Annotated in this window: 18 protein-coding genes; 6 read left to right on the forward strand and 12 right to left on the reverse strand. The window is 61.9% G+C overall.

What is annotated here, in order from left to right:
* Window positions 1-1,457, reverse strand: a 1,457-nt coding sequence (locus AC1DYO_RS20865) for a hypothetical protein (protein ID WP_477266401.1), incomplete at its 3' end; no start/stop codon positions are given.
* Window positions 1,458-1,779: 322 nt separating this feature from the next.
* On the opposite strand from AC1DYO_RS20865, the gene AC1DYO_RS20870 reads away from it, so the two are divergent.
* Window positions 1,780-2,724 carry a transglutaminase-like cysteine peptidase gene (locus tag AC1DYO_RS20870; RefSeq protein ID WP_477266498.1) on the forward strand — a complete coding sequence of 315 codons (945 nt, stop codon included), beginning with the start codon at window positions 1,780-1,782 and terminating at the stop codon, window positions 2,722-2,724.
* A gap of 29 nt (window positions 2,725-2,753) precedes the next feature.
* On the opposite strand, the gene AC1DYO_RS20875 is transcribed toward AC1DYO_RS20870, so the two are convergent.
* The 5 genes from AC1DYO_RS20875 to AC1DYO_RS20895 all read right to left on the reverse strand — a co-directional run bounded on the left by AC1DYO_RS20875 (window position 2,754) and on the right by AC1DYO_RS20895 (window position 11,038).
* Window positions 2,754-3,395, reverse strand: coding sequence for a ribbon-helix-helix domain-containing protein (locus tag AC1DYO_RS20875; protein ID WP_477266402.1), 642 nt, complete (start codon window positions 3,393-3,395; stop codon window positions 2,754-2,756).
* Window positions 3,385-4,674 (reverse strand): HlyD family type I secretion periplasmic adaptor subunit, encoded by a 1,290-nt coding sequence (locus AC1DYO_RS20880; RefSeq protein ID WP_477266403.1) that lies wholly within the window; start codon window positions 4,672-4,674, stop codon window positions 3,385-3,387. Before AC1DYO_RS20880 ends, AC1DYO_RS20875 begins: the two co-directional genes overlap by 11 nt.
* A gap of 43 nt (window positions 4,675-4,717) precedes the next feature.
* Entirely contained in the window at window positions 4,718-6,850 is a 2,133-nt protein-coding gene (locus AC1DYO_RS20885; protein ID WP_477266404.1) for a type I secretion system permease/ATPase, read from the reverse strand.
* Between the two features lie 37 nt (window positions 6,851-6,887).
* A complete protein-coding gene (locus tag AC1DYO_RS20890) occupies window positions 6,888-8,336 on the reverse strand; it encodes a TolC family protein (RefSeq protein ID WP_181061079.1) in 1,449 nt (482 codons plus the stop codon).
* A gap of 482 nt (window positions 8,337-8,818) precedes the next feature.
* Window positions 8,819-11,038: a mechanosensitive ion channel family protein gene (locus AC1DYO_RS20895; RefSeq protein WP_477266405.1), complete on the reverse strand. Its 2,220-nt coding sequence runs from the start codon at window positions 11,036-11,038 to the stop codon at window positions 8,819-8,821.
* A 528-nt stretch (window positions 11,039-11,566) separates the two neighbouring features.
* Here AC1DYO_RS20895 and AC1DYO_RS20900 point away from each other — a divergent pair.
* Together AC1DYO_RS20900 and AC1DYO_RS20905 are read left to right on the forward strand one after the other, a co-directional pair.
* On the forward strand, window positions 11,567-12,481 hold the full coding sequence (locus AC1DYO_RS20900) for an MBL fold metallo-hydrolase (protein WP_477266406.1): 915 nt from the start codon (window positions 11,567-11,569) through the stop codon (window positions 12,479-12,481).
* Between the two features lie 458 nt (window positions 12,482-12,939).
* Window positions 12,940-13,674 (forward strand): alpha/beta hydrolase, encoded by a 735-nt coding sequence (locus AC1DYO_RS20905; protein WP_477266499.1) that lies wholly within the window; start codon window positions 12,940-12,942, stop codon window positions 13,672-13,674.
* Between the two features lie 133 nt (window positions 13,675-13,807).
* Here AC1DYO_RS20905 and AC1DYO_RS20910 read toward each other — a convergent pair whose 3' ends face one another.
* The 5 genes from AC1DYO_RS20910 to AC1DYO_RS20930 are packed head-to-tail and all read right to left on the reverse strand — an operon-like array spanning window position 13,808 to window position 18,186.
* Window positions 13,808-14,413: a cysteine hydrolase family protein gene (locus AC1DYO_RS20910; RefSeq protein WP_477266407.1), complete on the reverse strand. Its 606-nt coding sequence runs from the start codon at window positions 14,411-14,413 to the stop codon at window positions 13,808-13,810.
* On the reverse strand, window positions 14,410-15,480 hold the full coding sequence (locus AC1DYO_RS20915; protein ID WP_477266408.1) for an ABC transporter ATP-binding protein: 1,071 nt from the start codon (window positions 15,478-15,480) through the stop codon (window positions 14,410-14,412). The genes AC1DYO_RS20910 and AC1DYO_RS20915 overlap by 4 nt, the downstream gene beginning before the upstream one ends.
* Window positions 15,467-16,246, reverse strand: a complete 780-nt coding sequence (locus AC1DYO_RS20920; protein WP_477266409.1) for an ABC transporter permease — start codon at window positions 16,244-16,246, stop codon at window positions 15,467-15,469. The genes AC1DYO_RS20915 and AC1DYO_RS20920 overlap by 14 nt, the downstream gene beginning before the upstream one ends.
* A gap of 10 nt (window positions 16,247-16,256) precedes the next feature.
* Window positions 16,257-17,165, reverse strand: coding sequence for an ABC transporter permease (locus tag AC1DYO_RS20925; protein WP_477266410.1), 909 nt, complete (start codon window positions 17,163-17,165; stop codon window positions 16,257-16,259).
* Window positions 17,155-18,186, reverse strand: coding sequence for an ABC transporter substrate-binding protein (locus tag AC1DYO_RS20930; protein ID WP_477266500.1), 1,032 nt, complete (start codon window positions 18,184-18,186; stop codon window positions 17,155-17,157). The genes AC1DYO_RS20925 and AC1DYO_RS20930 overlap by 11 nt, the downstream gene beginning before the upstream one ends.
* Before the next feature lie 152 nt (window positions 18,187-18,338).
* On the opposite strand from AC1DYO_RS20930, the gene AC1DYO_RS20935 reads away from it, so the two are divergent.
* From AC1DYO_RS20935 to AC1DYO_RS20945, 3 genes are read left to right on the forward strand one after another with little or no spacing between them, the layout of a single operon-like run.
* The gene (locus AC1DYO_RS20935) at window positions 18,339-20,567 is read left to right on the forward strand and encodes an MGH1-like glycoside hydrolase domain-containing protein (protein WP_477266411.1); all 2,229 of its coding nucleotides are present in this window, start codon (window positions 18,339-18,341) and stop codon (window positions 20,565-20,567) included.
* Complete coding sequence (locus tag AC1DYO_RS20940) at window positions 20,564-23,302, forward strand: carbohydrate-binding protein (RefSeq protein WP_477266412.1); 2,739 nt, start codon at window positions 20,564-20,566, stop codon at window positions 23,300-23,302. The genes AC1DYO_RS20935 and AC1DYO_RS20940 overlap by 4 nt, the downstream gene beginning before the upstream one ends.
* 10 nt (window positions 23,303-23,312) lie before the next feature.
* Window positions 23,313-24,440: a serine hydrolase domain-containing protein gene (locus tag AC1DYO_RS20945; RefSeq protein WP_477266413.1), complete on the forward strand. Its 1,128-nt coding sequence runs from the start codon at window positions 23,313-23,315 to the stop codon at window positions 24,438-24,440.
* Between the two features lie 43 nt (window positions 24,441-24,483).
* Here the strand turns inward: AC1DYO_RS20945 and doeB are convergent, their stop codons facing one another.
* The gene (doeB, locus tag AC1DYO_RS20950) at window positions 24,484-25,488 is read right to left on the reverse strand and encodes a N(2)-acetyl-L-2,4-diaminobutanoate deacetylase DoeB (protein WP_477266414.1); all 1,005 of its coding nucleotides are present in this window, start codon (window positions 25,486-25,488) and stop codon (window positions 24,484-24,486) included.
* Window position 25,489: the final 1 nt, after the last annotated feature.

A 25,489-nucleotide genomic window follows, 5' to 3' on the forward strand; every position in this document is an offset into this window, starting at 1 on the left:
GTCGAGGCAAGGCCTGGCGCCGGGATGCTGTCGGTCGGCGTCGAATCGCCGATCGAGATGGTCAGCGTGGTGTGCGAGGTGTCGCCGTCGCCGTCCTTGATGGTGTAGGTGAAGACGTCGTCATGGCCGCCGGCCGAGCCGGCATCGCGAACGTAGGTATATGTTCCGTCGGCGGCCAGCGTCAGCTTGCCGTAGAGGCCCTGGACCTGAACGCCGAGCGAGCCGGTGGCATCGGTATTGGTGTTACCAGCCTGGACGCCAACCACTGTCGCACCGTCGGCGCCCTGGGTGTCGGCAACGCCGTCCGTGGCGTTCGCGTCGACCGCGTCCGTACCGCCGACAAGCACATTGCCTGTCGCGGGGCCAAACTGGCCCGCGGCGACGCTGTCGGTATCGGCAACCGCCGTCGGCACGTCGTCGACGATGGCGACGGCAAAGGTGGTGCTGGCCGAATCGCCGTCGACATCCGTAACTGTGATGCTGAAATTGTCCGGAACCGTGTCGTTGGGATTGAATCCGTCCCCCTGAAGGGGATGAGTGACCGATTCGGTCACCGTGTAATTGTATTCGATAGCACCTGTGCTCGGATTGTAGGAGACGATCGTCAGGTAGCCGAAATCGCCGGGAATCTGCTGGCCGACACCGGTAACGGTGACGCCGTTGATGACGATCGACCCGATACCATCCGGCGCGTCGATGGTGATCGTTCCAGTGCCGGAGGTTTCCGCGTCACTCGGCGCGTTGCTGCCCGGCGATTGGCCCTGGCCGCCGTCAAGACCGGTTTCGCTGGCCGCCTGGTCCGGGGTGAGCAATGATGTGGCCACCACTGAAACCGGCCTGTCGACAACGGACGGAAACAGTTCGCGCCGATCCAGAAGCCCAAATTGCAGAGCCGTGGGCGGCAACAGCGCCGACAGGCCAAACCCGTCGCCGATGCCACCTGGGGGAACCGAGAAGTCTCCGCCTGCACTTGAGTTCGAACCGCCCGGGCCGGCCGATATCGAACCATCGGCACCGAAGGCGACATCGACATGGCTTGCCTCAAGGGCTGCCAGCAAGGCAACGCGCGGCACCTCGACGTCACCGATGATGAAGGTCGGCACGTTGAGCGCGCCATCCTTGATCACGATCACCGTGCCATCAGCCTGTTCGAGCACGAGGTTGTGGCCGTCGACCTTGATGTTGTCGATCGAGACGTTGGCCGGAAGCTTCACCACGTTGCTGGCGTCGGCCACGTATTCGTGCGGCGCAGCTGTCGCCGGGGCCTTCGCCTCCGCAGGTGCATCTTGTTTGACGGGCGCGCCGCTGCCGACATCGACCGGTACGGGCTCGGCAGGCGCCGCCTGAGCGGCCTGCGCTACCTGCGTTCCCGCCTGCGACGGCGAGCCGCCATGTTCATCGTGAGAGCGCTGGTCCCAAGAATTCGAGACGGTGTCCAATTCGTTACTGTTCGTCATAACCAAACCCCTCCGGTATTTCCCGGAAAGAGACAGTGACGGCTCCTGCTTTGCAACTATCCCACAATCATTTTCATATATTCTGATATGCCTGTCTCGGCATTTTTTATACGTGGTAAACTCCAAACATATAACCTGGTATACACTGGCTGAGCCGCGGTCCGTTTGATATCCGCCAGCCAGGCCGGATTGGTAAACAGAAGTATAAATTTGAATAAAACTTTACGAAAGGTGGATGTTCCTGTTTTCCTGAAACTTATCCACCTTCCTTTCCAGTAATTTGAGACAAGATTGGTAGCGTCCACAGTCAAAGGTGGGCGTCATGAAAAAAGAAAAATCTGCCCCGGGGATAACCGGGCTCAAGCTGCTCCTGCTGGCAATGGGCATCGCAAGCCTGCCGCAGCCATCCTCCGCAAGCGCCGTTGCCGTGGATAACGGCGCTGTCGCTGGAATGCTGGCGAGAGTCGAAACCCCGCCCAGTCTCGGCGGCGTTTCGCTGGCTCGACCGCAACCCTGGCAGCCCGTTTCAGCCTACAGGATCGGCAGGATTTTCGGCAGCTATGGTCCTGCTGCCGTTCATGAAAATCCTGCTCCTTCGATCGCGCAGGACGACGCCGGGATCGACCCGATCCAGACTGCGGCGATCATTCCCGGCGTGTTCGGTTCGGTTGCCCTGTCGATGCGCAATTTCCCGGTCTCGGCGCGCTGGGCGCCTGTCTACAAGGCAATTGTCGAGTGCACCGCGGGCAGTGCATGCGAGCGCAAGAACAGCACCTTTGCCGGGATCGTCAAGGCAGCCGGGGACAAGGGTTTCATCGACAAGCTGTCTTTCGTCAACTCAAGTATAAATCACGCGATCGCCTACAAGAAGGACAGCGTGGTTTACGGCAAGCTCGACTACTGGGCGAAGCCTTCGGAAATCCTCGAGCGGCGGGCTGGGGACTGCGAGGATTTTGCCATCCTCAAGATGGCCGCGCTGTTGCACGCAGGCATCCCGGCTCAGAGCATGTCGCTGGTTGTCTTGCAGGATCGCAAGCGCGGTTTCTTTCATGCCGTGCTGTCGGTCAGCACCGGCAGCGGCGTTTTCATTCTCGACAGCCTGAGCAATGTCGTTTCGCGCGACAGCGATCTGCCGAGCTATGTTCCGCTGTATTCGTTCAGCACCGACCGCGCGTGGATCCATGGCGCAAAGACCGGCTCTGCGCAAATAGCCGATATCAAGGGCGGCCTTTCGACGGTCGCGCCGGGCGAAGGTTTGCAGAAGTAAGTATGCCGTCAGGGGGTGTCTTCGGAGCCCTAGCCGCCGAAGACGAACGCCATCAGCAGTTCCGGCTCGACCACCGGCGCCCTCACCGCATTCAGTTGACCGCGGTAGCGGCGGTCGCCGGCGCCAATGACGAAGCCGGTGGCGACCGGCGTCTCGCCATTGGCATCGAGCCTGGCGAATATATCGGCGACATTGAGGTCCAGCGCCAGCTTGAGGTCATGGCGCGCGTCCTCGTTCGGCGCCGCCGGCAATTGACGACGCACCAGTTGCTGGAACGGCGCATTGAAGGTCAGGATCTTCTTCGACGATGACAGGGCAAAGGCCGGCGAGGGACAGGCGACCAGAATGGCGCTGATGGTCTTGATCGACGCGAGCCTCTGCAAGGTGAGGTTCTGGTCGGCCAGTCCACGCATGCAGGCCACCCGGATTGCCGATGTCAGGTTTCCGGTGTTGGCGTGGCTCTCGGCGATCTCCTCGATCAGCATGCCGATCGTGCATTTCCGGTTTTCGGCCATTTGCTTCAGCGAGGCCCAGAACGCCCGCTCCAGACGAATGCCGCGGCGCGTACCGCCACGCGCCACAACCCGGAACTCCAGTCCGAAGTCCTCTGCCGCCAGCGGCGGCAGCAGCCGGTCGCGATCGGCAGGAGGGGAGATCGCGCTACCGCTCACTCATCGCCTCCTCACGCGCCTTGTTGATCGGCTTCATTAGGTAGGTGAGGATCGTCTTGCGTCCGGTCTTGATGTCGACCGAACAGATCATGCCGGGGATGATCGAATAGGTCTTGCCGTCTCGTGTCAGCGTCGATTTGTCGGTGGCGACTCGAACCTGATAGTAGGGTTCACCGGTCTTCTGGTCGACCAGGCTGTCGGCGGTGATGTTCGAGACCTTGCCTTCGATGCCGCCGAAGATCGAGAAGTCATAGGCAGTCACCTTGATCAGTGCATCCTGCCCCGGCCGGATGAAGGCGACGTCTCGGGGTGAAACCCGCGCTTCGACCAGCAGGGTTTCGGAGGTCGGCACGATACCCGCGACGACTGCGCCGGGCTGGACGAAGGCGCCGACCGTGTTGATGTCGAGCGTGTTGACGATACCGTCGACAGGCGAACGGATGTCGGTGCGCGCCACCTTGTCGGTGGCGCCGCGGATCGTCTCATCCACCACCGATAGGTCGGCCAGCGCCTGCGTGAGATCGCTGAGCGCCTCCTGTTGCAGCTGCAGGCCGAGTTCATCGACCTGAAGCTGGGCTTCCGTGATGGCCGACTTGGCTTTCTTGATGGTTTCTCCGGCGAGTGCCAGCTGGCCATTGAGCTCGGTCTGCTCGCGCTCGACGCGGAGCTGCTCGGTTCGTGCCATCAGGCCCTTCTTGACCATTGCTTCGACCAGCTTCGCCTCCTGGTCGCTGACGACCAGATTCTTGGTAAGGCGATCGGCATTGGCGTTGGCCTCGTCCAGTTCCTTCTCACGCTGATCGAGGCGCGACTTGAGAACCGACAGCTTGACTTCGAAGTTGTCGCGGCGCGCGATGAGCAGCTTCTGCTCGTTGTCGCAGATTTCCGGCGCCACCTTCTGGATCTCGGACGGGCAGGGGAACGCGCCCTCGAGAGTGCCGGTCTGTTCGAATTTGAGCCGTGCAATGCGCGTCTGCAGCGCACGGGCCTTGGCCTGCTGCTCGCCGAGGCTGGAGGTGTTGAAGGTGTTGTCGAGGCGAATGATGAGGTCGTTCTTCTTGACGACCTGCCCGATCGTCACGGCGATTTCCTGAACAACGCCAGGCTCACTGGCCTGGATGATCTGGGTCTTCGACGCCGGTATGATCTTGCCGTCGCCGCGTGCGATTTCATCGACCTCGGCAAAGGACGCCCAAGCGACCGAACTCGCAAAAAGCGCTCCGATGATGAATATCGACGCCGACGCAAAAAACGGCGGCCGGTCTTCCCTGGCAAGCATTTCCGACGCCCCAACGTATTGAATGCACTCAAGTCTGATTCTGTCAGGCGCTTGTTCTCTGCAGCGCCTGTATTACTTGGTCTTTCGGTCCATCTGCAACGATCTTGCCCTGCTCGATGACAATCAGGCGGTCGGCCAGCTCGAGCATGCTGAAGCGGTGCGTCGAAACGATCAGCGTCGTGCTGCGATCGAAAGCCACCTTGAGCTGCTTGATCAGCTGGCGCTCGGAAGCCAGATCCATCGAGCCGGACGGCTCGTCCAGGAAGACGATTTTCGGTTTGGTCAGCAACAGGCGGGCAATTGCCATTGTCTGCCTCTGGCCGCCCGAGAGATTGGTGCCGCGCTCGCCGACATTCATGTCGTAGCCGCGCGGATGGCGGGAGACGAAATCGTCGACGCCGGCAGCCTTGGCCGCTTCGACGATCTGTTCATCGGTCGCCTCCGGACACGCCATCAGGAGATTTTCCTTGATGGTGCCCGAAAACAGATCGTTGGCCTGCGCAACGATACCGACCGCGGCACGAACCTCCGACGGGTGGTATTGGCGGATGTCGATTCCGTCCAGCAACAGCTCGCCGGAGGTCGGCAGGAAGAGCCTGCCGATCAGCCGCCCCATAGTTGTCTTTCCCGAGCCTATGCGTCCGATGATGCCGATCCGTTCACCGGGCTTCACCGAGAAATTCACGCCGGTCAGAACTTCGTTTTCGGAACCCGGATAGACAAAGCCGACATTCCTGAACGCCATCGCGCCATTGCGAATGGGGCGGTTGACGAAACCAACCGTGTCCGGCCGATCCTCCGGCTGCGCCATGATCGAGTTGACAATTCGCAAGGAGAGCATTGCCTGACGAAGTCTGGACAAGGTAATAGCGATCTGCCCAAGCGGAGCCACCGCCCGGCCCGCCAGCATGACGGTGCCGATGATGGCGCCGGTGGAGACATGCCCTTCCGAGAAGGCATAAGCGCCGGCCACGATCAGGGCGATGGTCACCAGCTGCTGGATGGCCTGCGTTATGTTGCTGGCGGCGGCCGAAAGCTGCTTGATCTTCTCAGAGGTGTTTGACGCGTTCTTGGAATGCTCTGCCCATTTTCGCAGAAGATACGCCTCTGCCCGCAGCGACTTGATCGTCTCCAGCGTGGAGATGGATTCAACCAGTAGGGCCTGGCGTTGCGAAGCCTCGTTCATGGACGCGGCAACGCGTTTGCCGATACGCCGTTGCGTGATCAGCCCGACGATCACGGAGGCGACAAAGGCAATGGCCGGTATGATGACCAGCCAGCCGCCTATCGCATAGATGACAAGAAGAAAGACGAAGACGAATGCTGTGTCGATGAAGACGCTGACGGTGTTCGACGTGAAAAACTCGCGTACGAACTCGTACTGCGTCACCCGATTTGCATATTCGCCGGTTGAACCGGGCCGTGCCGACAAGGACGAGTTCAGCACCTTCTCGAACAGCATATAGGAGATGCGAAGATCGGCCTTGCGCCCGGCATAGTCGATCAGCGACGCTCTGGCGGTTTTCAAGAGCAGGTCGAACAGAATGACCGCGCCGATCCCGATCGACAGCACCCAAAGAGTCGAGATCGCCTTGTTTGGCAAGATCCTGTCGTAGACATTCATGGTGAAGATCGGCGAGGCAAGGGCCAACAGATTGATGAATACCGCTGACAGGATGACCTTCGAATAGGTGCGCCAGAATGGCCCCATCGTTCCGGTCAACCAATGTCGCCGCTCAATCTTGGCCGCCGAACCGACGCTCATCCCCTCGACCGCGTTGGCATAGGTTATCGAGAAGGAAACGCCGCCGCTTATGTAGCTTCCGGCAAGTTCGGATTTGCTGATGGTTGTGCGACCGTCCTCCTGGGTAGCGGTCGTAAATCCACCGTCCTCTGTCTCGGCAAGCAGCGCAACCGGCAATTGGCTGACGCGAAACAGGATGGCGGGGAGGTCGATGCGTCCGCGAAGAAAATCGCGATGGCTGAACTCCGTGATTTCAAGACCGACACGTTCGGCAAGATGCCGAATGGCGTCGATATCGATTCGGGTATCCGACAGCGGCACGCCGGCAAAGAGCACGGTCTCGGCACTCGGCCTGCCGAGGTAGCCGGCAACAGCCGAAAAGCAGGCCTTGAAGGCCTCCTTTGGGGACAGGATTTTAGGTTGTGGGTTCACGATCCGCCCGCAGGACTATCGTTAGACCTTGGCCTTACTACTTTTTCCTTACCGGCGCGAGGATATCGAAAGGCAGATCGTTCTTTTGCTCCGACGGCGTGCGTGCATAGGTTTCGGTGTCGGCCGTTTCCGGTGCATTGAACTCGGCCTTGGCGTAGGCGGTTGCCTGTTTGGCCGGCTGAAGGTCCATGGTCTTCAGCAACTGTCCGGTTGCCGCCAGCAGCCGGTACTGGGCAAAAAGCGAGGCGTAGGACGCGGTGTCGGCAAGCGTCGCTGTGTTGAACCGCGTGTTCTGTGCGTCAAGCACGTCGAGCAGCGAGCGCTGTCCGACCTTGAACTGCTCGCGATAGGACGCCACCAACTTTTCGTTGGCGGCTGCCTGAAGCTTCAGCGTCTTGGCCAGGTCGGCCTGCCGGAAGCGTCGATCCCATGACGTGCGGACGGCTTCCTCGATCTCACGCAGGACCTGGTGCAGGACAAGGCGCTGCTCGCTGGCGCGGCGGACTTGTTCCTGCTCGTTGGCCTTGTCGATGCCGCCGCGATAAAGGTTCCAGCGCAGCACGACCCTTGCCTGAAGGTCGTTCGTGTCGCCATCACTGCCATCGATGTCGGATCCTGCCCGGGCGACACCTTCGGCGGTGATCGAGGGCCCGAATTTTGCCCGTGCGGCATCCACGAGGGAAGCCGCGGCGTCGATATCACTGTTGGCCATATGCACGCGCGGATTGTTCTGTCGTGCCAGCCCGATTGCTTCATCAAGCGATCTCGGCAGCGCGGCGGACACATCGCCCGGCCTCGAGGCGCTGGTCAGCGGCTTTCCGACAGTCTTGAAGAACCGGATCTTTGCGGCCTCTAGTTCCTCTGTGGCTTCCTGCATACGGGCCTTGGCGGCGAACAGCCGCTCCTCAGCCTGCTGCCGATCGGCCTCGTTCAGCGCGCCGCCGGCAATGCCTTGCCGGATGTCGCCGAGAATTCCCTGATGGAATCCGAGGTTCTTCTTTGCTTCGACAACGATCGAGGCCTGCAACATGGCTTCGAGGTAATCCTGGACAACCGAGAGCCCGATGAATTCGGACCGTTCCAGAACCCGGAACGAGGCGCCGTCGACGCGCGAGGCCTGGCGGTTCAGTTCGGCGCGCCTTGCACCGCTGTCGTAGAGCGTCTGCGTAACCGTGAGGTCGGTTTCAGCTGGATAGAGCGTGTCGTTCTCGATGGAAAGCGAGCGCCTGTCCGGATTGTCGAGGCGGCGAGCCCCCGCTGACGCTTCCAGGTCGACGCTGGGAAGATAAAGCCCCTTTGCCTGGCGCAGCTCGAATTCGATTGCTTCGCGGTTTTCGATAGCCTGGCCAATCTCGGGATTGGACTCCACCGCGACCGCCATGGCCTCTTTAAGAGTGAGCGCGTGAGCATTCCCACAGCTCAATATGGCAACCGTCGTCAGCAGGCCAAGTCGCTTGCATATGGCCGACATAGTTGTCGAATTCATTTTACCCCGCCCCAACGTTTCCCCCTGCACCTTATCTCAAGCGCTACAACCCAAGCATGATTATCTACAAGTTTACAATTTAGTGACCTCTAAAACGCTGGATTCAAGCCATTAAGTTACGCAATGTAACAAAAATAGCACAAAAAATGCCCGGCCGGGTTTTTACGCGCGACCTGCCCACGCTCGCACATGGCAAACGGGAAGGTCCACGAAAAGGGGTTGTGACGCTCTCTTACAAGCAATTTTCCCTAAACAGACCGACTATTTCTGGGTGCATGTTTCTCCGCGGGTACCGGCAACGCCTGGTTGGCAGCTGCTGTTGGCACGCGAGCTTAAGCCTGGTTCCGATGACCTTCAAGCAGGAACGACACTCCGGTTAAGCGCCGCCTACCACGTACGGGTGTTTCATCGGTCTGCGACCCTTGGAACTGACGGCGCCCGGGCGGAATGCCGTGCTGTGACCGGCAGGTGTCACCGCTTTCCTACTCCGTTGTGCCGGCTTTTTTCCTGCGCCGGTTGGTGTGCGACTGCGCGACGGCCATTTGCAGCTCGGGTGTGATCTCTAGAGGCGCATTCTCTGCCTCATGTGGGTTCTGCAGCCCCTGGACGTGGACGGTCGGGAATGGCAGCTCGATGCCCTGCTCCTTGAAGACCTGACGCAGCCGCACATAGAATTTGCGTTTCATGCCGAAAGCGCCTCCGGGTCTGGTCATGGCCTTGACCCTCAATACGATGCCATACTCGCCGAACTCCTGTACGCCCTGCATCTTGATCGGGTCGAGCACCCAGTTTTTGAACTCGGGATCTTCCGCCAGTTCGAGGCCGATTCGCTTGATCAGCTTGCGGGCGAAGTCGATATCGGTGTCATAGCCGACGGTGATGTTGAATTTGTCGATAACCCAGTCACGGCTCTGGTTCTGGACTGCCCCGAGTTCACCGAATGGTATCGTGAACAACGGACCACGATGGTGGCGCAGCTTCACCGAGCGCAGCGAAAAGCTTTCCACGGTACCCTTGTAATTGCCCGAGGAAATATATTCGCCGACACGAAACGCATCATCGAGCAGAAAAAATACGCCCGAAATGATGTCCTTGACGATCGTTTGTGCGCCAAAACCTACGGCGACGCCGACGACGCCAGCACCGGCGATCAGCGGGCCGATCTGGATACCCAGCGACGCCAGCATCATCAGCACCGCCATCACGATGATCGATGCGACCAGAATGTTCTGGAGGATCGGCAAGAGCGTGTGCAGCCGAGCCTGCTGCGGATCGAGGATCGGGACCTCCTCTTCGCTGATCACAGGGTGCGGCATCTCAATGCCCAGTTTTCGTTCGATCAAAGCCTTGATGATCGACCAGCCGAAATCGGCTGCGAGGGCAATGACCACGACATTGATCAGGCCGCGCAATATGAACATCGTCGTCGTATCGCTGTCGTGCATGGATTGCATGTTCAGACCCCAGACACGCGCGAGAAAGTAAGCCGCCGCCAGGATGAAAATCATTCGGATTGCGCGATCGACGACGGCGATCGTCACCGCCGGGATCGTCGGCCGGCCGGCATCTTCCGAACCCGGTCGCAGGACGAAATTAACCCCGCGCTGCGTCAGCACGATCGCCAAAGGCAGGAAGAATGCGGCGAAGGTAAACCAGAAATAGGTATAAAGGCCGGCGATGCGCTGCAGGAACAGAACAACGAAGTAAGCAGTCAACAGCCATGTCGTTTCCGCGTGACCGCCATGGCGTGCACCGTCTCGCAGCGTTCTTGGCCGGCGCCAGATGGCAAGCAGCAAGAGCACCAGCAGCACGAAATCGGCGCCCAGTGACAAGACCATCATTCCGTCCTGATCGATGCCGAGACCCGGCAAGAGGATAAACGCGGCGCCGAAGAAGGCGAAGACGCCGACGATCCGGGGTAGCCAATAGGCCCAATGGTCAGCCGTCTCGTTGGTGATCGGCAAAGCACGAACCTCGACGGCGTTCTCGACGTTCATGAAGGAAGGGACGAGCGTGGCCATCACGTACAGGCGCACACCCCATGTAAGGACTGCCGCCATCAGAAATGTCAGCACAATCTCGCGGATAAGCATTGGCCAGTCGAACAACATGAATGCGCCGGCGCTGCCTAGTGCGAACGAGACGATCAGCATGCTGGAATAAAGCGCGCGACCACCGATCTTCTTGGCTCGCCCGATGGGCGTATCCTTCGGTTGCGCAATTACCCAAAGACGAAATGGGCGAGTGACTTTGTACGTTGCCCAAGTAAGCGCCAGGCCGGCAGCGATGAACATCGCAATCAGAATAAGGACGCTGACGGGCCCCTTGCTGGACATATCCTGCATGGTCTCTGCGCGAACGCGCGCGAACTGGCCTGGCAGCAGCGGCAAAGTCCGCACGATCCTTTCGATATGATGCCTGATCCGATCGAGCGTCGAGGATGCCATCGTATTCATCTGGCCGGGTGCGGCCGCGGCGTCGGACGACGCGTCGGTCGGCGAAGCTCCCGTCTCGGCAGGTGTTGATCCGGCGTCCTGATTTCGTTGTTCGGCCACCCAGGCCTTCACCGACGGATCGTCGAGAAGCTCGAACAGCTGTTTGACCCTTTCCGGCGGGACGGCCGCCGGCGCCTGCGCCTGCGCCTGACCAGCCAACAACAGGGCGATCCCAAAGACGAGCGGCCTGGCAATCAGGACAAACATCGCCGTCAGATCTCCGAGGCGTCGTGCCGGGCGCGCCAGAGCTCTGGCTCCCAATCGTCGATTCATGAGTGGCATAGTGCTGTAACCTTCCGGTCAAATCGGCGAGCAAAGACAGCTAGGTCCGTCGTTGCTCCTACCTTGGACAAGCCGATGTTGTGGTGCAAGTCTCATCGTTCCTGGCTAGTCCGTTGGGCAGGGCGCCTGGCGACCGGCAAGGCTGTCGTCATGGCCATTGTTTTCATGCATTGGCGACAGGGGACGCGCTGCCGCGTCTTGCGGGGCCACAATGGTAATTGATTTTATTGATAAAAGTGACCCCAGCGCTTTGAGGTGTCCATCGCCATTCCTGTTGTTTTCGACATAAGCCTTATGTCTCTCCCTTATGTCGGAACGGCTTTACAGCTCGGCAGTTAAGGATAATTTATATCCATAAGGATACGTAATATCCTTAATTGCAAGTCGACCATGGCATCATCATCGGTCGAGCCGACCCAATTGGTCTAAAGCTGCAGGCAGCAGGAGATAAACATGAGCCAAAACCACACCGCACATGTCGAAAGAGCGAGGCCCGACGAGTTGGTTCCATCGCGCTACGCGCTGCGGATCGGCGACATTGACGTGATGATCATCAGCGACGGTGTGCTGCCTCTGCCGACCGAGACAATGTCCACCAACGTCGACCCGGCCGTGCGGGCGGCCTGGTTCAAGGACATATTCCTGGGGCCGGATGCGTTCGACTGGGCGCTGAACGTCGTCGTGGTGCGCAGCGGCGGCCGGACCATCCTCGTCGACGCCGGGTTGGGGACCGAATTTTCGGGCTTTCCGCGAGCCGGGCAGTTGCTCCATCGACTGGAAGCCGCCGGTATCGATCTTGGGTCCGTGACTGACGTGGTGCTTACCCACATGCACATGGACCACGTTGGCGGACTACTCGTCGACGGGGTAAAAGACCGGCTGCGTCCGGACCTGCAAATCCACGTGGCCGCTGCCGAGGTCAAGTTCTGGGCAGAGCCTGATTTCTCCCACACCGCCATGCCGTCGCCGGTGCCGGATGTGCTTCGATCGGCCGCCAAGCAGTTCTTGAACGACTACCGCAGCCATTTGCGTCCGTTCGAGGAAGAGCATGAGGTGACGCCGGGCGTGATCGTCCGTCGCACTGGAGGCCACACCCCCGGGCACAGCGTGGTTCGCGTATCATCCGGCGATGAGCGGCTGACGTTCGCTGGCGACATAGTGTTCCCGGTCGGGTTCGACCATCCCGACTGGCACAATGGCTTCGAACACGACCCCGAGGAGGCGGTCCGCGTCCGGGTCCGACTTTTACGGGAAATGGCGGCGACTGGTGAACTGCTGGTAGCAACACATATGCCATTCCCGTCCATTGGCCGGGTGGCGGTCGCCGGCGACGCCTTTCGATGGGTGCCGGCCTTTTGGGACTATTGATCGGCTAAGCCTTCGTCCTGACGACATATCGACGGGCCGGCTTCTCATCGAGAGGGCCGGCTCTCTTCGCATATTCTGCGGAAGCGCGGAGTGGGCCTCCGCTATTTGATACGGCAATTGACGATCCGGCTTCCATAGCCAGAACGGTCAGCCCTCTTCAGAGGATCGTAGACAAACGCCTGGGCAATCCCTGTCGGAGCGCAGGTCGGCGCGCGCCGCGCGGGTGCAGACACTTTCAGCGTCGGGATGCGTCGTGGACGCAAAATCAAAGCGATCTCAAGGCAAAAACAACGCGCTCTGAAGGCCACCTCAAAGCGCGCTTTCCGGCTCTGCCGCATAGTCCTCCTGCAACACAGAGAAGCCGCCAAGCAGCGTCTGAAACCATCAACCGGACCTTGAACCCAGGAGTACTTGAAATGACCAAGATCGCACTCACCGCCGCAGCCATCCTCATCGGCATGGGCACGGCTTTCGCGCCTCCGGCCCTGGCCAAGACCGCCACCGGCGTCAAGAACATCGTGCTTGTGCACGGCGGCTTCGTCGACGGCTCGGGATGGAAGGGCGTCTACGACATCCTGACCAAGGATGGCTACACCGTCAGCGTCGTCCAGAACCCAACCGTATCTCTCAAGGAAGACGCGCTCGTCACCCGCCGTGCGATTGATGCCATGGGTGGCAAGGTCGTGTTGGTCGGCCACAGCTATGGCGGTGCCGTTATCAGCGAAGCCGGCACGGAAGCCAACGTTGCGGGCCTCGTCTACATCGCGGCCTTCGCTCCCGACAAGGGTCAGTCCATCATCGACATGCTGGCCAATCCTGAGAAGGCAGACCCGGTGCCACCGATCCTGCCGCCCGTGGGCGGCTTCCTGTTCCTCGACAAGGCGAAGTTCCACACGTCTTTCGCCGGGGATGTCAGCAACAAACTCGCAGCGTTCATGTACGCCTCGCAGGTACCATTCGGCCTTGAAGGGGCAGGCGGCAAGGTCAGCGACCCGGCCTGGCGGACAAAGCCCTCCTGGTACTTGTTGACCACCGACGACAAGATGATCCCACCGCGTGTCCAGAAATTGATGGCCGATCGCGCCAAGTCGCAAATCACCGAGGTCGCTGCCAGCCACGCTGTCTACGTGTCGCAGCCCAAGGTGGTGGCCAAGATCATCGAGACGGCGGCCCAGGCGCTCTCGGCTCAATAGGCCAACGCGGCGGGGGAGGGGCTCCCCCGCCGTCGCTCTCATCGGCGAGATTTGAAGACGAACCGAGCAACTCCCGTCCACGGCGGCTTCGTCAGGCTGGCAATGCCAGTGAACCGCTGGTGCCGCTCCGTGATCAGTCCGTCCAGTTCGCAAGCAGCGTGGCGGTGCTGGTAAGGGCTATCTGCTGCGGCATGCGCGGCAACAAAAGGTCTATGGTCGCCTTGTGGGATTCCAGCGACCCACTGGTCACGGCATCCTTCACCACGATTATCCTGTATCCTCTGTCGATGGCGTCGAAGACCGTCGCGAGCACGCAGACATCTGTCTCCACGCCGGTGATTACCAGCGTATCGACGTCGCGGGCGGCGAGCCGGTCCGCCAGCCCGCTGACGCCGAACATTGAATAGGTCGGCTTGTCCAGGGTTTCTGCCTGGCGCGCCAACGCCGTAAGTGGCTCGATCACGTCGACCAGGCCGGGGTCGCTTGACGATGCCTGCACTATTCCCGACCAGTGTTGGTAGTAGCTCCGCCAGTTGCCTTCGGCCGCGTCGGGCGTTTCAGGCACGGTAAAGCGCGCGAAGATCGTGCGGCCGGGCTTCGCCTCGATGATCCTGGCGATGTTGGGCACGATGTCGGCCAGCGTCGGTGTATGCCATTCCGTTTCTTCAGCGAACAGGCGCTGCATGTCGATGCACAGATGAACAGCATTGGGGCCGATGCGTATGGCTGTTTCGGTCATGCCGCCACCTCCAGCGGAACAGTGTGCAAAGGCGACCATGTCAATTCGACAACGTCACCAACCGAGTGCGGCCTCGCATCGCTGTTCTGGGCGAAGATCTTGAAGCTGAGCCCATCGAAAGCCGCCTCGTAGGTCAGTGCCGTTCCCGCATAGACCGATGACGATATCGTGGCACTGACGCGGTTGCTGCGGTCGGTGTCTTTTCCGCCACGCGCTACGTCCCTGATGACAATCTTTTCCGGTCGCACCGCGACCGTCGCCTCGCTTCCCTTAGCAGGCAGCGGTGCGTCGACGGCCACCGTCGATCCGTTGGCAAGCCTGATGCCGCCTGCAACGACCGTGCCGGTGAGGAAATTCGTGTCGCCCAGAAATTCCGCAGCGAAACGGGTCTTCGGGCGCTCATAGACCTCGGTGGGTGCGCCGATCTGCACGATGCGGCCGCGGTCGAGGATCGCCACCTTGTCCGACAGTGTCAGCGCCTCTTCCTGATCGTGTGTCACAAAGATGGTGGTCAGGCCGCTTTCCTTCTGGATGCGGATCAGTTCCACCTGCATCTCCTGGCGCAACCGGCGGTCGAGCGCGGAAAGCGGCTCGTCCAGCAGAAGCACGCTCGGCTTGGTGACGATCGCCCTGGCCAGCGCGACACGTTGCTGCTGACCGCCGGACAATTGCTTGGGTTTGCGGTCGCCGAAACCGGGCAAGCGCACAAGCTCAAGCGCGCGCTCGACCTGCTTGCGCGACTCCTCGCCCTTGATGCCGCGACGGGCGAGCCCGAACGCGACGTTTTCGTTCACCGTCATGTGCGGGAACAGAGCGTAGGACTGGAACACCATGCCGATGTTTCGCGCCCAGACCGGGGTGCGCGTGACATCGTTTCCGCCGATCGCGACATTGCCCTGGTCCGGGATGATGAACCCGGCGATGATGCGCAGCAGTGTGGTTTTCCCTGACCCGGACGGTCCGAGCAGGCTGGTGAAGGACCCTTGCGTGAAGTCCGTGGAAATGTCCGTGAGGACGGGAACCGAGCCATAGTTCTTGGCGATCGAACGAACTTCAACGTTTGTCACTGACGCCTCCCGGCTTTGCGAACAGGGCGAAGATCACGATGACGGCCATCGAACCGACCAAAAGGATGGTCGAGATGGCGTTGATCTCCGGGGTGAAACCCTTGCGGATTGCCGAATAGATCTGCACCGGCAGGGTCGAGAATCCGGGCGTGGCAAGGAAGTATGAGATGACGAACTGGTCGAGCGAGACGGCGAAGGCAAACAGTGCCGCGCCCAGAATGCTTGGATAGAGCAGCGGCAAGGTGATCGAAAAAAAGGCGTGTACCGGCGTCGAGCCGAGGCTCATCGCCGCCTCCTCGAGATCGGCGCGCACGGTCTGGAAACCCGTGCCGACGACCAGCACCACATAAGGGATGGCAAGCGCCACATGGCCGATCAGCAGCGCGTGCAGGCCGCGGCCGATGCCGCTGTAGAAGAAGAACACCAGCATCGCCGTGCCGGTGATCAGCCAGGGAATGGCGATCGGCGGCAAGAGCATGAGCTGAAGCAGCGTCTTGCCGCGAAAGGTTCTCCGCGACAGCGCGACGGAAGCCATGGTGCCGAGCGCCGTGGCGATGATCGACGTGGCGACCGCGATCCAGATGCTGTTGATGCCGGAATTGACGAGCGGAGCGTTGCCGGCAAGCGCCTGATACCAGCGGGTCGAGAAGCTGAACGGCAGTTCGTAGAGCGGGGATTCGTTGAACCCCATCGCCATCATCACCATGATCGGCAGATAGAGGAAGGCGAGGATGGCGGCGATGTAGAAGCGGGCGGCGATTTTCATCTTGGCATCCTCACAAGGCTGTGCCGCGGCGCAGCACGCCGGAGAAGGTGGCGAAGATACCGAGGACGACGGCAAGCATGGTGAAGGACAAGGCAGCGCCGAGTGGCCAGTTGAAGGCCTGCGTGAACTGGTCCTCGATCACCGTGCCCATGGTCACGCCGACGCGGCCACCGAGGATCCTCGGTTCCATGAACGAGCCGATTACCGGCACGAAGATCAGCACCGATCCGGAGATCAGGCCGGGCGCGGCCATCGGCAACAGAATCTTCCAGAGGATCGTCCACCAGCGCGCGCCAAGGCTGCTGGCGGCTTCGACGATGGTGTTGTCGATCGTGACCAGCGCGATGTAACAGGTCAGGATCATGTAGGGCAGGTAGCCGTGCACCAGGCCGACCACCACAGCCTGCCGCGTGTAGAGGAATCCGACCGACCCGGCGCCGGGCCAGACCGAATGGATCGCATAGTCGAGAAAGCCGCCTTCGCGCAGCACCATGGTCCAGGAGAACACGCGCACGAGACCATTCGTCCAGAACGGCAGCAGCACCAGGATCAGCAGCGTCTCGCGCACCTTGCCCTCGGTGGCGCGCACCAGCGCCAGGGCAGCAAAGAAGCCAAGCACCGCGCAGAAAAACGTCGTCCAGAAGCCCATCAGCAGGGATTGCCAGGCAACGCCGAGCAGATAGGGCTGGTCGACAAAGGCCCGGTATTGCTTGAATGTGAAGACGATCGGGGCCTTGCCCATCGGCGTCGCGGTCAGGAAACTGAACGCGAACATGGTGCAGAGCGGCAGGAACACCGCAAGCGTCAGCCAGCCATAGGTCGGCACCAGCAGCGCAGCCGTCGACGCCCATGGCGGCAACGGCTTGCGCGAGCCGCCAGGCTCGCGCAACTGGGTGGAATTGGCCGGATCAAGCGGCATAGAATGCCTTGACCTCTTGCCAGAGATTGTTGAACGCCTCGCGCTGTTCGTCGGTGAGGGCCGCCTGGATTGTCGACGTCTTGAGGTACTTGGGATCGTGAATCTGGCGGGTCAGGTCGTCAGCCGGCAGCTTGTCCATGGCAGCGGTGTTGGCCGAAGCCGGAGCACCCACCTTGGTCGCCCATTCCACATAGAACTCAGGATCGATCATGTAGTTGATGAAGGCCAGGGCCGCATCCGGATTTGCGCTGCCGGACACGACGTTCAGCGTGTCCATCCAGACAAGTGCTCCCTCCTTCGGAACGACGAATTGGACGGGAAGCTTGGAGATGTGCTTCGACCGCGCCGACGAACCTGACCAGTAGACAGACAGGTCGAACTCTTTGGCGGCAAACGATTTATTCCACTGATCTTCGCTCGACCACATCAATTTGACGTTGGGTTTGAAGCTCTTGAGCTTGTCGGTAATGGCGGCCAGATCGGTCGGCTTGTTCATGTCCTGGCCGGTCAGCAGCGCGACGAGCGCCACCATGGTCACGGCATCGTCAGACAGCGCCACGCGCCCGACATTGGCCGGGTCGCCCAATGCCGCGTAGCTGTCCGGGATCGTTCCACCTTCGCGAGCAGCCATGGCTGTCATGCCCCAGACCCACGGAACGCCGTAGCCTGTGCCGTCGATGTTGCGGTTGGCGCTGTTGACCAGATCCGGCGAAAGCCCGGCGGCATTCGGCACTTTGCTGAAGTCGGCCGCAACGACCAGACTGTCGGCGACGGCTTGCGACACGCGGGCGCTGTTGATCAGCACAACGTCGTAGACGCCAGGGTTGGTCCTCAGCTTGGTCAGCATTTCCGGTTCCGAGCTGAAATAGTCGTGCACCACCTGGATTCCGGTCTTTTCGGTGAAGGCCTTCACCGCCCAGGCCTCGTCGGTGCCGTAGCCCTGCCAGTTCAGAACCGTTATGCTGGTCGCGGCCCGTGCCAGCCTCGGCCTAGCCAAACCGGCGGCTGCGGCAGCACCCATGATTGTCAGAAAACTGCGTCGTGTCTGTTGCATGTTCTTCTCCCATTTTTGTTAGTGTACAAACAAACTTCGAGATGGCTTAATTGTCAAGTGATCTCTAATTCGACCGCCGCCGCCCGCTTCGCCCATCATCGATCCAACGGAAATATCACATGCTCAAAAACGCCAATTTGCCCGCCGAACGCGCCTGGAACACATGGTCGGAACGGCCGGGAGAGATGGTGTTCCTGCCGCTCGGCGCACGCATCACGCCCGTGCTGTTCTCGTCCGGCGCGCGTAAGGCGACAACCATCCGCCCGCCTGCCGAAATTCGCTTCGGACGCCACGGCCTCCACGGCGAAGTTATCGATTTCGAGACCAATCATGGCGGCACGCGACTCGAATTCTCCTACGCAAAACGCGATCCCTTCTGCATCGAAGGCCGTTGGTCGGTGCGTGAAAAGCAGGAGTGGGGTCTGCGCTACTGGGTCGTGCTTTGCCTGTCGGCGGAGGACGGGGAAGAGGTCACCTACAGCCATGAAGATGGCGCCGCGACGCTGGCCGTCGGATCCCGATATGTGTCGCTGGTTTCGCGCGACGCACCGGTACAGGTGACCGGTCACGACAGCATCGAAGCCCTGGTCGCCGACATGGACGCCAACGGCTATTTCGATCTCTCTAGCCGGTCGAATTCGGCAAAGGTCATCGCGCTGCGCTTCAATCTCGAAATGATGCCGGAAGCGCGGTTTGCCGTGGCGGTGGCTGACAGCCGCGCGCTTGCGGTGAAGACGGCGAAGCGAGCGCTGGTGACGGACACGGCACCCGCCGCGCCGCTTCACACCGGGCGCAATGAGGGTGCGCTCGACGCGGTGCGCGACGTGATCGGTTGGAACACGCTTTATGATCGCATCAATGCCCGCCCCTATGCCGCGATCAGCCGTATCTGGAATCTCGGCGGCTTCGCCGTCTGGTTCAACGACCAGACGTTCGCGGCGCTGATGGCCGGTCTTTTCGATCCATCGCTTGCGCGTGAAAATTTCGACGTCGCGATGGCCAGCGCGACCCCGCAAGGCAATTTCGCTTGTCTGCTGACCTCGCGCGATTCCTGGGTCGACCGTAGCCAGGCGCCGCATGGCGCCTTTATCGCGTGGACGATGTATCTGCGCAGCCGGGACCGATCCTTACTCGAAAGCGCCTACGGCCCATTGCTGCGGAACAACCGGTGGTGGCGAGCCAGCCGCGATCCGGACGGGCGCGGGCTGGTTTCCTGCGGCACCTCGGACGTCGGCGACGCCCTCTACAAGGGCACGGCTTTCGGCGCGCGCAACGAAACCGGCATGGACAATTCCGCAACGCATGACGAGGCGGTCTACGATCCCGCCACACGCTCGCTGTCGACGTTTGACGTCGGGCTCAACTGCGCGTTGGCGCTCGACACCGAAATGCTGGGAAAGATCGCCCGCGAACTCGGCCACCTCGACGATGCCGCAAGGTTCGAAACTCTCGCGCAGGATACGCGCGACAAAATCCAGGCCGAACTTTGGGACGAGGCGCGCGGGCTGTTCGCCAACCGGCAGCGCCGTGGCGGCTTCGTTTCCAGCGTCGGCCCGACAAGCTTCTATCCACTGTTGTGCGGTGCAGCCAGCGAGGCGCAGGCAGTCCGGCTTCTTGAGCATCTCGCCGATCCCGCTACATTCGGCGGCCAGTTCGTTCTGCCCAATGCGTCGCGCAACGATCCCGCCTACAAGGAAAACGTCTATTGGCGGGGGCGCATCTGGGCGAACGTCAACTATTTCGTCTGGCAAGGCCTGCGCCGTTATGGATTCGAGCCGGAGGCGGCCGAGCTTGCCCGCAAAAGCCTGGCTATGTTCGAGCAGTCCTGGACGACCGCGCGGCTTTGCGGTGAAAACTACAATGCCGAGACCGGCGAGATCGTCGATCAGGGCGATGCCGATCCCTTCTACACCTGGGGCGCCATGCTGCCGCTGCTCGGCGTCTGTCAGGTCATGGACATCGGCCCGTGGCACGGCTGGGAATTGGCAAACAACGGCGAAACGGTGCGGCTGGGTCCGCTGTCGAGCCCCGCCGGTGATGTCGTGGTCACGGTCGAAGCGGGAACGCTCACGCTCTCGGCCAAAGGCGCTGCGTTGTTTTCCACCGATTACAGAGGCCGCATCAGCCAGATCGTCGTGGAAAGAGGGCTGCTGTCGGTCCGTTTCCCGGAGGGCTGTTCGGGCAGTGCGAGCTTCCGGCTCGGGCCGGACATGGCCGCGCTTCTCGTGTCGGCGCGCCTCGATGGGGCGGAGGTCGCGACGGTGCTGGACGACGGATGCCGCGTCGCGGATATCTCGGGGGCAGGGGCCGGTGCGCGGCTTGACTTCCACCTGACGCCGACGCCGTGAGCGGCAAATTGCTTGACGGGCTCGAATGGTTCCGCAAGCCGGGGCCGGATTATTGGCCGGCTGTCTTCTGGTTCTGGCATCGCATTCCGAGCGTATCGGAGATTCGCCGGCAACTAGCGGATATCAGCGAAAAAGGCGTCGGCACGGTGATGATCCAGGCGCGTCGCGCGCTTGCGCTCGAATCCTATATGTCGCCTGCGTATCTGGATGCCTATCGGCGCGCTGCCGTCGAAGCGCAGCGGCTGGGCCTCAGGGTCACCATCTACGACGAGTATGGCTGGATGTCGGGTCATGGCGGCGGGCGTACCGTCAATGGCGCTGATCATCTGCGCGAGCGCCATCTGTTCTGGACGCGTGGGGTGGTGAAGGGGGCGCGCACCGAACTCACGATTTCCAACATCCACTCGCCGTTCCTCGATTTCCTCGGCGAGGCAGGCCGCACCTGGTGCTACGAGGACGGCGTGCCGCGCTGGGGCGACTGGCAGGTGGTGCTCGCCATCTCGCACCCGGAGACGGCGATTGCGGCCGAAAGCGCCGTCCGACCGGTGACGGGCACTATCAACATCGAGCAAACCGGCAATGCCGCGTGCCGCATCGTGATCGAGCATGATAGCGCCGTTCCGGCTGGCAGCGCGGTCACCGTCTTTGCATCGGCGCGGTGCCTGACCTCCCGGCTCATCAACTATCTGCTGCCGGAAGCGGCGCAACGCTTTGCCGACACCGTCTACGCGCCGCTGCTGGATGCCGCCGGTGGCGCGGCGGACGGCTTTTTCTTCGACCACCCCTACGCCGGTTTCCACGTCTGGGACGAGCACCATGGCAATGTCGGCAACAGTCTGCTCTGGGACGTCGCCGACCCGGCCGACGCCATGCAATTGCTGTCGCTGCTGCGCGACGTCGGTCCGCGCACGGCCGAGCTGCGGGCCGGCTTTTTCGAAGCCTATGGCCGACGCATGCATGAGGCCTTCTTCGGAACGCTGTCTCGCTGGACCGCCGAGCGCGGCGTCGGTTTTACCGGACACGAACTTCTGACCCATGTCGGCGCCTGGCGGTTGCACGCCGGCCTCACCGGCTTCGATCCGCGCAGCATGCCGGGCGTCGACTATTTCGGCGTCGACGCCTATCGCAGCGCAACGGCGGTCGACGCCGCCGACTATGCGCCGCAGCTTTCCGCCAAGCTCGGCGACAGCGTAGCGCGGGCGCACGGCCGCCGGCGCTGCATGATCGAGCAATATTCGACCGGGCGGGAAACCGGCGCGCCGGGCCTTGCCGGCCAATGGGGTCTGACAGCCGAGCGCTTCCGCGCGCAAGCGATCCGCCATCTCCTGTTCGGCGCGCGGCAGATCCTGCTGCACGCCTATAACGTCACCGATGGCGACAAGGGCGACGGGCTGCTCAGCGCACGTTTCGATTTTCCGCCAGCTTTCAACTTCGAGCCGTGGTGGGAGGACTGCCCTGCGATCTTCGCGGAACTGGCGCGGCTCTCGGCTTTTCTGGAGGATGGGGAACCGCTGCGGCCGGTGGCGCTTCTCTATCCACTCGAGACGATCCGTGCAGAGGCGATGGCACCGGCCTGTGGGGACCATTTCGGCTGGTGGGCGGAAGCGCTGGCGCGCGCGGGGCTCGGCGATGACATTGTGGACGAGCGGATGCTTGACACGGTGTTGGGTGCAGAGCCGCGCTACGAGACGCTGGTGCTGCCTGCGGTGACGACGCTCGCTTCGGTTGATACGGCTGAGATCATCGCCGCTTTCGTGCGAAATGGCGGCCGGCTGCTTGCGACCGGCCCGCTGCCGCACAAGACCAGAACCAAGGGAGATGAGCCGTCCTGCGCCACGCTGTTGAGCAGCGTTTCCGCGACGTGCGGGCGTGTCGTGCATCTGCCGGATGCGGCACGGCAAGACATCGCGCACCTGGTCGCGGCCGAACCGCGCCCGCTGCCTGATATCAGCTTCGAAGACGGTCCTTCCTGGAGTTCGGTTTCGCGGTGCGGCGACACCTGGCGGCTGGCAGCCTTTAACGACCAGGCGACCACGCGGCGGCTCAGCGTCCGGCTCGCCGAGCCGACGCCGGAAATCTCGTTCTGGAATCCCGAGAGCGGCGAAGTGGCTGTCACGCCATGCACTGTGGTCGATGGAACGCTGACCCTTGACGTCGGTGCCCAGCGTCTGGTGTGCCTGTCGATCGGGAATGGTGGCCAGGCATCATATCAGCCGGTCGATGCCGGGCGGCGTCACGCCGCCACGCTTGCCGATGCGCCGGCGCAGATCGTCCTTGCCGACGGCTGGACGCTGGAGATCGACGGTGGCGAACCGATTCCGATTGCCGTCGATCGCGGCTGGGAAGTGCAAGGCCATGCCACTTTTGCCGGCACCGGGGTCTACCGCCGGCGCGCAAACCTGCCTGACCTCACCGACGGTCTCGTCTGGCATCTGCTGCTGCCGGGCCTGCATGAAACGGCGGAGCTTTGGCTCGATGGCGCGTTCATAGGCCGGCATATCGCGGGAGAAGCGCGCTTCGCTCTGCCTGTCTCCCAGGGCGAGGTTGCAATCGAGCTTCGCGTCAGGAACACGGCAGCAAATCGTTATTATGCAGGCACGCCTTTTTGGGGTGGCACGCCGCTGCCCTCGGGACTGACTGCGGCACCATGTCTCTGTGCTGGTCGCAAGAGCTTGGTTGCCAATCCAAGGGCGGCCACTGAAACTGCGTCGCGTCGACGACCTCCTACCGAATGAGAATTCGCGCATGAACATAGATGGTGTCTGCGATCCACGCTTTGCCGGCGTGCGCGAGGCGTTTGGCAGGTCTTTCGCACAAGGACTCGAGCATGGTGGCGCCGTGTCGGTCGTGGTCCACGGCAGGACCGTCGTCGATCTGTGGGGCGGTCACGCTGATGCCGCGCGCACCCGCTCGTGGCGGCAGGACACGCTGATCAACGTCTGGTCCTGCACCAAAGGCGTTGTGGCCTTGGCCATCGCCATGTTGGTGGAGCGCGGCAAGCTCGACTATGCCGCCCCCGTTGCGCGTTATTGGCCGGAATTCGCGGCTGGCGGCAAGGAGCGCATCACGCTCGATCAGCTGATGTCGCACCAGGCCGGGCTGAACGGTCTCGCCGTGCCGATGGACGAGGCAGGGCTGTTGGCGTGGACGCCCTTCGTCGACGCGCTTGCCGCCATGTCACCCCTATGGGAGCCCGGCAGCCGCTGTGTCTATCATGCTCTTACCTACGGCCACCTCGCCGGCGAAGTGCTGCGCCGTGTCGACGGACGAAGCATCGGCCGCTTCATCGCGGAAGAGATCGCAGGCCCGCTTGGCGCCGATTTTCATGTCGGTCTGCCGGCCAGCGAGGATCCCAGGGTCGCCGAGATGATTGAAGGTCCAAAGACTTCGGACTGGGTCGAGTTTGTCCGCGCCTCGCCATTTCCCCACGCTGGCGACAATCCCACACCCCGGGCATCGGCGCCCAACGACCGCGCCTGGCGCGCCGCCGAGGTGCCGGGCGGCAATGGCCAGTCGACGGCTCATGCACTCGCACGCATCTACGGCATGATGGCGGCCGGCGGCGTTTGGGAGGGCAAGCCTCTGATCGGCCGGACAGCAATCGAAGAAGCAGCGAGACCTCGCATTCGCGGCATGGACGACAGCTTCGCGTTGCCGACAGCCTTCGCCGCCGGCTATCAGATGGAGGATCCCACCTATGCCGGGCGCGCGTCGCCGCAAACGTTCGGCCACAGCGGCTGGGGCGGCGCCATCGGCTTTGCCGATCTCGCCGCCGGTGTCGGGTTCGGCTATGTCACCAACCGTATGCTCGGTTTCGACGACCTCGATCCACGCCGCAAGCTTGTGATCGACGCCGTCTACGACGCGTTTTGAAGCAAGCACAGACGCTGGTCATTGATTTCGCTGACTCCGAACATCAGGAAACCAGAACGCCAACCACGGCGGCACAGTCACCGGCTTTGACCAGGCCTGGAAAATGCCGCGCCGCCAGCATGCCGGACATTTTTGCCCTGATCTCCTGCGGAGCGATGCCGGTGCGGCCGGTGGAATGGATGCGCGCCAGCACCGAGCCTTCTTTCACAGGCTCGCCAAGATCGACCATGGTTTCGATCATCCCGTCGTCCTCGGCGAAGGAGAAGCAATCACCCGACGGCATGTCCAGCCATTGGGTCGTGCCCGTCTCGACTGCTCCCTCAACAATGCCGGTATGACGCAGCACATTGAGGATGCCACGCCGCGCGATCCGCACCGTTTGCGCACGCGAGGTGCCGCCGCCGCCAAGTTCGGTGCTGACAAAGACCTTGCCCATTTCCTCGGCGGCCGTGTCGTACATGCCGACGGAGTCGATCTCGATCATGCGCATCGAGAACGGCGCGGAGAATGCCGCGACCGCGTCGAAGGCTTTCTGCTCCTGTGCCTTGTCGGGCACAGTGTGGGCGGCGCAGAACGGCACGAAGTCCAGCGTGCTGCCGCCGGAGTGGAAGTCGAAAACGAGGTCGGCGCGCGGCAGCAATTCGCGCTGAAAATAGTCGGCGATCTTTTCTGTCACCGTGCCGTCGGGACGGCCGGGAAAACTGCGGTTCATGTTGCCTTTGTCGATCGGCGACGTCCGCGTGCCGGCGCGAAATGCCGGATAGTTCATCGCCGGCACGATGATCACCGTGCCGCTGACTTGCTTCGGGTCGAGCGTGCGGGCGAGATCGTAGAGCGCCAGCGGCCCCTCATACTCGTCGCCATGATTGCCGCCCGAGAGCAGCGCCGTCGGCCCCGCGCCATTGCGGATGACGCAGATCGGGATCATCACCGAGCCCCAGGCCGAGTCGTCGCGGCTGTAGGGCAGGCGAAGGAAACCATGTTGCACGCCATCCTTGTCGAAATCGACAGTTGGGGCGATCGGCGACGGGCGGAGCGTGGACGTCATG

The sequence above is a fragment of the Mesorhizobium sp. P2_F5 genome, assembly GCF_056403715.1.

What these genes read in the sequence shown, in the direction of transcription:
- AC1DYO_RS20870 (WP_477266498.1), top strand. Translation starts at nt 1,780, where the DNA reads ATGAAAAAAGAAAAATCTGCCCCGGGGATAACCGGGCTCAAGCTGCTC.
- AC1DYO_RS20880 (WP_477266403.1), bottom strand. Translation starts at nt 4,674, where the DNA reads ATGCTTGCCAGGGAAGACCGGCCGCCGTTTTTTGCGTCGGCGTCGATA.
- AC1DYO_RS20890 (WP_181061079.1), bottom strand. Translation starts at nt 8,336, where the DNA reads ATGAATTCGACAACTATGTCGGCCATATGCAAGCGACTTGGCCTGCTG.
- AC1DYO_RS20895 (WP_477266405.1), bottom strand. Translation starts at nt 11,038, where the DNA reads ATGTTTGTCCTGATTGCCAGGCCGCTCGTCTTTGGGATCGCCCTGTTG.
- AC1DYO_RS20900 (WP_477266406.1), top strand. Translation starts at nt 11,567, where the DNA reads ATGAGCCAAAACCACACCGCACATGTCGAAAGAGCGAGGCCCGACGAG.
- AC1DYO_RS20905 (WP_477266499.1), top strand. Translation starts at nt 12,940, where the DNA reads ATGGGCACGGCTTTCGCGCCTCCGGCCCTGGCCAAGACCGCCACCGGC.
- AC1DYO_RS20910 (WP_477266407.1), bottom strand. Translation starts at nt 14,413, where the DNA reads ATGACCGAAACAGCCATACGCATCGGCCCCAATGCTGTTCATCTGTGC.
- AC1DYO_RS20920 (WP_477266409.1), bottom strand. Translation starts at nt 16,246, where the DNA reads ATGAAAATCGCCGCCCGCTTCTACATCGCCGCCATCCTCGCCTTCCTC.
- AC1DYO_RS20925 (WP_477266410.1), bottom strand. Translation starts at nt 17,165, where the DNA reads ATGCCGCTTGATCCGGCCAATTCCACCCAGTTGCGCGAGCCTGGCGGC.
- AC1DYO_RS20930 (WP_477266500.1), bottom strand. Translation starts at nt 18,186, where the DNA reads ATGGGTGCTGCCGCAGCCGCCGGTTTGGCTAGGCCGAGGCTGGCACGG.
- AC1DYO_RS20935 (WP_477266411.1), top strand. Translation starts at nt 18,339, where the DNA reads ATGCTCAAAAACGCCAATTTGCCCGCCGAACGCGCCTGGAACACATGG.
- AC1DYO_RS20945 (WP_477266413.1), top strand. Translation starts at nt 23,313, where the DNA reads ATGAACATAGATGGTGTCTGCGATCCACGCTTTGCCGGCGTGCGCGAG.
- doeB (WP_477266414.1), bottom strand. Translation starts at nt 25,488, where the DNA reads ATGACGTCCACGCTCCGCCCGTCGCCGATCGCCCCAACTGTCGATTTC.